At 62.3% G+C, this 5,319-nt stretch carries 8 protein-coding genes; 6 read left to right on the forward strand and 2 right to left on the reverse strand.

Annotated features, from left to right (window positions below; all coding sequences use genetic code 11):
• The coding region (locus tag QT222_RS07090) for a DUF460 domain-containing protein (protein WP_491476758.1) at nucleotides 1–1,197 on the forward strand (1,197 nt) is incomplete at its 5' end.
• Nucleotides 1,198–1,215: 18 nt separating this feature from the next.
• On the opposite strand, the gene QT222_RS07095 is transcribed toward QT222_RS07090, so the two are convergent.
• Nucleotides 1,216–1,527 carry a PLDc N-terminal domain-containing protein gene (locus QT222_RS07095; protein WP_004058533.1) on the reverse strand — a complete coding sequence of 104 codons (312 nt, stop codon included), beginning with the start codon at nucleotides 1,525–1,527 and terminating at the stop codon, nucleotides 1,216–1,218.
• 90 nt (nucleotides 1,528–1,617) lie between these two features.
• Here QT222_RS07095 and QT222_RS07100 point away from each other — a divergent pair, with 90 nt between their 5' ends.
• The gene (locus QT222_RS07100; protein WP_491476759.1) at nucleotides 1,618–2,604 is read left to right on the forward strand and encodes a tyrosine--tRNA ligase; all 987 of its coding nucleotides are present in this window, start codon (nucleotides 1,618–1,620) and stop codon (nucleotides 2,602–2,604) included.
• Nucleotides 2,605–2,659: 55 nt separating this feature from the next.
• Here QT222_RS07100 and QT222_RS07105 read toward each other — a convergent pair whose 3' ends face one another.
• Entirely contained in the window at nucleotides 2,660–2,839 is a 180-nt protein-coding gene (locus QT222_RS07105; RefSeq protein WP_004058538.1) for a DUF7470 family protein, read from the reverse strand.
• 105 nt (nucleotides 2,840–2,944) lie between these two features.
• Between QT222_RS07105 and eif1A the strand changes: the two genes are divergently transcribed.
• The 4 genes from eif1A to QT222_RS07125 form a co-directional block, all read left to right on the forward strand.
• Nucleotides 2,945–3,235, forward strand: a complete 291-nt coding sequence (gene eif1A / locus QT222_RS07110) for a translation initiation factor eIF-1A (protein WP_004058539.1) — start codon at nucleotides 2,945–2,947, stop codon at nucleotides 3,233–3,235.
• Nucleotides 3,236–3,410: 175 nt separating this feature from the next.
• Nucleotides 3,411–4,265 (forward strand): serine/threonine-protein kinase Rio1, encoded by an 855-nt coding sequence (gene rio1 / locus QT222_RS07115; RefSeq protein WP_491476760.1) that lies wholly within the window; start codon nucleotides 3,411–3,413, stop codon nucleotides 4,263–4,265.
• Between the two features lie 83 nt (nucleotides 4,266–4,348).
• On the forward strand, nucleotides 4,349–4,891 hold the full coding sequence (locus QT222_RS07120) for a KH domain-containing protein (RefSeq protein ID WP_004058543.1): 543 nt from the start codon (nucleotides 4,349–4,351) through the stop codon (nucleotides 4,889–4,891).
• 81 nt (nucleotides 4,892–4,972) lie between these two features.
• Nucleotides 4,973–5,319: NAD(P)H-hydrate epimerase (locus QT222_RS07125; protein ID WP_491476761.1), on the forward strand; the 347-nt coding region annotated here is incomplete at its 3' end.

Genomic DNA, 5,319 nt, shown 5'->3' on the forward strand with positions numbered 1-5,319 from the left:
TGGAAACTGCGCGTACTGCTGGCTCAGGCGCTGTTCAGTGACCCCGACGTGCTGCCGATGCCCGAAACCGTCGAGAAGTTCCGCCGGAGTTTCGACGCCGCCGGGTGGGCACCGCCGTCGGACATCCCGGTCGACGAAAAGCTCCACCGAACCCGCGACATCGACTACGAAAACGACCACGAGCGCGACGCCCTCGCGGCCGCGCTGTTCGCCTTCGACGACCACGAAGACCAGTTCGAGCGCATCTCCCGGAAGGTTCCGGCCGACGTAGACCGCGAAGAAGTCATCGCCCGCGTTCTCGTACGCGAGGAGTCTGTCGAGGCTGTCCTCCGTGAGATGAACGATGACGGGGACGACACCAGCGACGAACCAGACGAGACGGCACACGAAGAGCCTGAACTCACGCCCGAAGAGCGCGAGATTCGCGACCTGAAGTCGCGAGTGAATCGGCTCGAATCTCACGTCGAAGACCTCAGCGAGACCATCGAGGAGAAAGACGAAATCATCGACGAGTACAAAGACGAACTCTCCGAGGCACGGCGCGAGGAACGCCGCGAGGCCCGCGAACGCCGGGAGATCAACCGACTCGAACGCGAGAACGGCCGGCTGGAACGCAAAGTCGAATCGCTCGAATCGGAAAACGAGGAGCTAACGGAGAAACTGGACCGCCTGAAGTCGCTGTGGAAACTCGACCACTCGAACTTCGCGGACGTGAACACGAACGGGATTCTCACGAGCGACAGCGAGTGGGAAGTCGCCGAAAGAAAGAGCGAAGCGAACGAATCCGGTGGAAACCTCGTCCCGGTCAAGATTGTCGAGCAGTTCACCAACGGCGCATTAGACGAAACCGTCGAGCAGTACGGCATCGCCGCGGGCGACGTGGTCTACCTCCGCGACGCCAGCGGGGCGGGGCGAACGACCGCAGAGCGACTCGCGGACTTCGACCCTCGGGTCGTCCTCCGTGCCGGGAACCTCTCGGAAGTCGCCGACGAGGTGCTTTTCGAAGCCGAAATTCCGGTCGCCCCCGCGGACGGCGTAGCGATTCAGGAGATAGACGAACTCGCCGTCGCCAGAGAGTCGGACGTCGCCGCCGCGATTGCGGACTGGGAAGACCGGGCCGAAGAGCGCCAGAAGGAACAACAAAAAGAGATGGTCGACCAGATTATCTCCGAGCACCGCGCCGAGAATCGGCGGTAGTCAAACCGCGATATACGCTTATCCTGCAACGTCGTCGCCGCCGGTGAGACCACCGATGACGAAGTACAGCACTGGACCGAGAAGTGGCACGAAGAATGCGACGGCCGCCCAGAACGTCGCGTTCCGCCCTTTGAATGTCGCATCCTTGTGGACCCGGTACGGCAGGTAAATGTGGAACGCGAGGAAGTAGACGACGAAGCCGAGAATATACGGGAGGAAGTCGCCACCCCTAACCGAGGCCCACATGGCTGCCAGCAGGCCGAAAACGGCGAAGATGAGCGCGGCGAAGATGAGTATCGGCGCACGTGTTCGAGTTCCGGAGTCGGACATCACCCGCAGTTGGGACCGGGGCGTGTTGTCCGTTTCGACACCAAGGGGCGTTCCAGAAGTAATATGCCACGTCCCCGTCACCCGATACGTATGGACGCATACGACCTGATCACTCGGAACGCCTCCGAAGTGGTCACGGAGGACGAAGTGCGCGCGCTGGCCGACAACCCCGAGGGCAAGCGAGCGTACGTGGGCTACGAGCCCTCCGGTGTCCTCCACATCGGTCATATGCTCGGCGCCAACAAGCTCATCGACCTCCAAGAGGCGGGCTTCGAGGTAGTCGTGCTGTTGGCCGACGTACACGCCTACCTCAACGACAAGGGTACATTCGAAGAGATTCGCGAGACGGCCGAGCAGATGAAAGAGCAGTTCATCGCCTACGGCCTCGACGAGAGCCAAACCGAGTTCGTCCTCGGGTCGGAGTTCCAACTCGACGAGAGCTACGTGCTCGACCTGCACGCGCTCGAACTGGAGACGACCCTCGCGCGTGCCGAACGCGCCATGGCCGAAATCAAAAGCGGGGACAGCGTCACGGTCTCGCAGGCGGTCTACCCCCTCATGCAGGCGCTCGACATCGTCTACCTCGACATCGACCTCGCCATCGGCGGGATGGAACAGCGCAAGGTCCACATGCTCGCCCGCGATACGCTGCCGAGCATCAACGAGGACTCGCCGACCTGTCTGCACACGCCCCTTATCGCCGAACTGGGAACTGGCGTCGGTAAGATGTCGTCGTCGAAGGGAATCACCATCTCGATGCAGGACTCGACGGAGGATATCGAGGAGAAGATCAACGACGCCTACTGCCCGCCGACGGCGGACCCAGAGCCGACGGACGACGGTGAAGCGCGCGAGAATCCCGTCCTCCAAATCTTCGAGTACCACGTCTTCCCGCGCTTCGAGCGGGTCGTCGTCGAGCGCCCCGAGCAGTACGGCGGGAACCTCGACTACGACGACTACGAGTCGCTGGAGGCGGACCTCGAATCCGGCGAACTCCACCCGGCCGACGCGAAGGGCGCGCTCGCGGACTACCTCGACGAACTCATCGCGCCGGGCCGCGAGAAGATTTCCGAGTAGCACAGTCCGCGACGGCTATCGAAACACACGTTCGTTTTTTCTGCCTAAGTGCGGCTCAGGCCATGCCGAACATCTTCATCACGCCCTCGGCGAGACCGCTAGCGACGAGACCCAGTCCGGCGACAACGAACGCGAGACCGGCCGCGACGATTGGCTGTTGATACGCGACGATGCCGATACCGACGAGCAGACAGATGATTCCAACGATTCCCTTCGTTCCAAGTTTATCGAGCATACCACCACGGCATGTCGGGAATGCCCTAAACGCGTCGCTTGATGCGACAGTTTGCGGCGAACAAACGTCGGCGGGTTTAAACATGACGCCATCAAACGCTCGCGCATGAGCGACGACGAGAACGAGCGCCGCCGAGATCTCCGAATGCCGAACGACGACGAAGTGTTCGCCGTCGTGACCAACATGCTCGGTGCCAATCGTATCCGCGTCCGCTGTGCCGACGGCGTCGAGCGGACCGCTCGCATTCCCGGCCGAATGCAGAAACGGATCTGGATTCGAGAAGACGACGTAGTCCTCGTCGAGCCGTGGGACTGGCAAGACGAGAAAGCCGACGTAACGTGGCGCTACGAGAAGTCCGAAGCGGACCAACTCCGCCGCGAAGGCCATATCCAGTAACGCAGACGAATCCGAGTCACACCGGATGGCCGAACCGTGACGACACGTACTGATGGCACCGGAGCATGCAACTCACAGCGTTCCGAACCCAAGTGAACATCATTACAAACGCTGACGAACGTCACGAGGACAGCACCTGTGCCCTTTTCATCTCGCCTCCCGTAGCTGTAGTCCAATGAGTGACGAGTTCGGCATGGTCGAGCCCCAAGAGGGCGAGGCGTTCGGTGACGAGTGGGAGGAGATAGACGTCTCCGACGACGAAGCAGACCGCATCGCACGTCGAAAGGACCGCGACTTCGACGAGTTCAGGATGCGGCTGAAAGACGCCGACCAGTTCAAGGTCGAACAGTCGGTGTTCGACGATGCCACCTTTGCTGCCATCTACAAACTAGTCCAAGACGGCCACATCGCCGCGTTCGGCGGCCCGATTTCGACCGGGAAAGAGGCGAACGTCTACGAGGCGCTCGGCGACGACGAAACCGACGTCGCGGTCAAGATTGACCGCGTCAACGCCTCGGACTTCCGCCACATGCGCGACAACCTCGAAGGAGACCCGCGGTTCGAAAACATCGGCCACGACAAAGGGCAGGTCGTCCGCGCGTGGGTCAGAAAGGAGTTCGCCAACCTCGAACGTGCCCAACGCGCCGGTGTCCGAGTTCCGAAACCAATCGCTGTCCAGCGGAACGTCCTCGTCATGGAACTCGTCGGGTTGGTCGAAGACCGGGCGCGTCGCCTCTCCGAAGTAACCGTCGAGAACCCGCAGACAGCCTACGAGGTCGTCCGTGAGTACATGCGTCGCCTCCACCGGGCCGGACTCGTCCACGGCGACCTCTCGGAGTACAATCTCATCATCCACGAGGGCGAACTCGTCGTCATCGACCTCGGACAGGCCGTCACGATTCACCATCCGAACGCCGAGGAGTTCCTCCAGCGTGACTGCCGCAACGTGGCCAACTTCTTCCGACGGCAGGGCGCTGACGCCGACAGCGACTCGCTGTACGAGTTCGTCACCGCCGACGAGGACGAGTGACAGACAGCGGCGTCGTATGCGACCGAGACACGTAGCGACCGGGCGAGCGAACGCTTAAACCGTTCGACCGGGTACCCAGTGATATGCAGCACGTCAAGGTGCCGCAGGACCGTATCGGTGTTCTCATCGGCGAAGGTGGTTCGACGCTCCGAGAAATCGAGAGTCGTGCAGAAGTCCGACTCGACGTTGATTCCGAAAACGGCAGTGTCGCCATCGACAGCGTGGGCGACCCCGTTCTCGGGATGGTCGCACCCGATGTCGTTCGGGCCGTCGGCCGCGGATTCGCCCCTGAGGACGCAATGGCGCTCCTCGACGACGACATGATGATGTTCGAACTCATCGAAATCGACCGACACACGAGAAACAAAAACGACATGCGGCGACAGAAGGGCCGACTCATCGGCGAGAACGGTCGCACCCGCGAACTCATGGAAGAGTTGACCGGCGCGGACGTGGTCATCTACGGGTCGACGCTCGGCATCATCGGCCAACCCGAAGAGGTCGAAGTCGTCCGTCGCGCCGTCGATATGATTCTCGACGGTGCGCCACACGGCGCAGTGTACTCGTTCCTCGAACGCAAGCACAACGACCTGACTCGCGGCTTCAACGTTCGGCAGAACAACTGAGACGCCACCGCCGACGAGGTCCATCGCCGACGCGGCACTCGTCCCCGTATCGTCTTTTTCCCACGCTCCGTACAGAGAGTCGTGACTCCGACGTTCAAAACAGAACGCGGGCGAGTCGTCTCCGCCGTCACCGCCGACCAGATGCGCGAGGTAGACCGCGTCGCGGTCGACACCGTCAGTCTCGGACTCCTCCAGATGATGGAACACGCCGGGCGGAACCTCGCAGAAGTCGCCCGCGAAACGGTCGAGAGCACCGAAGGTACCGAAACCGCCGAGAACGGTCGGATTGTCGTCCTCGCCGGAAACGGCGGGAACGGCGGCGGGGGGAATCGGGGCGCCCGCCGTCCTGCCAAACGGGGGTTCCGCCGGGCGGGTCGACCCCTCCCGGCGGGCAAACAAGCGGCCCGCGGCGCGGCCGCCGCGCGGCG

The organism is Haloferax sp. s1 (assembly GCF_058382125.1).

Excerpts from the sequence above, each read along its gene's own strand:
- eif1A (WP_004058539.1), top strand. The coding sequence starts at position 2,945 with ATGAGCGACGACGAGAACGAGCGCCGCCGAGATCTCCGAATGCCGAAC.
- QT222_RS07095 (WP_004058533.1), bottom strand. The coding sequence starts at position 1,527 with ATGTCCGACTCCGGAACTCGAACACGTGCGCCGATACTCATCTTCGCC.
- QT222_RS07105 (WP_004058538.1), bottom strand. The coding sequence starts at position 2,839 with ATGCTCGATAAACTTGGAACGAAGGGAATCGTTGGAATCATCTGTCTG.
- QT222_RS07120 (WP_004058543.1), top strand. The coding sequence starts at position 4,349 with ATGCAGCACGTCAAGGTGCCGCAGGACCGTATCGGTGTTCTCATCGGC.
- QT222_RS07100 (WP_491476759.1), top strand. The coding sequence starts at position 1,618 with ATGGACGCATACGACCTGATCACTCGGAACGCCTCCGAAGTGGTCACG.
- rio1 (WP_491476760.1), top strand. The coding sequence starts at position 3,411 with ATGAGTGACGAGTTCGGCATGGTCGAGCCCCAAGAGGGCGAGGCGTTC.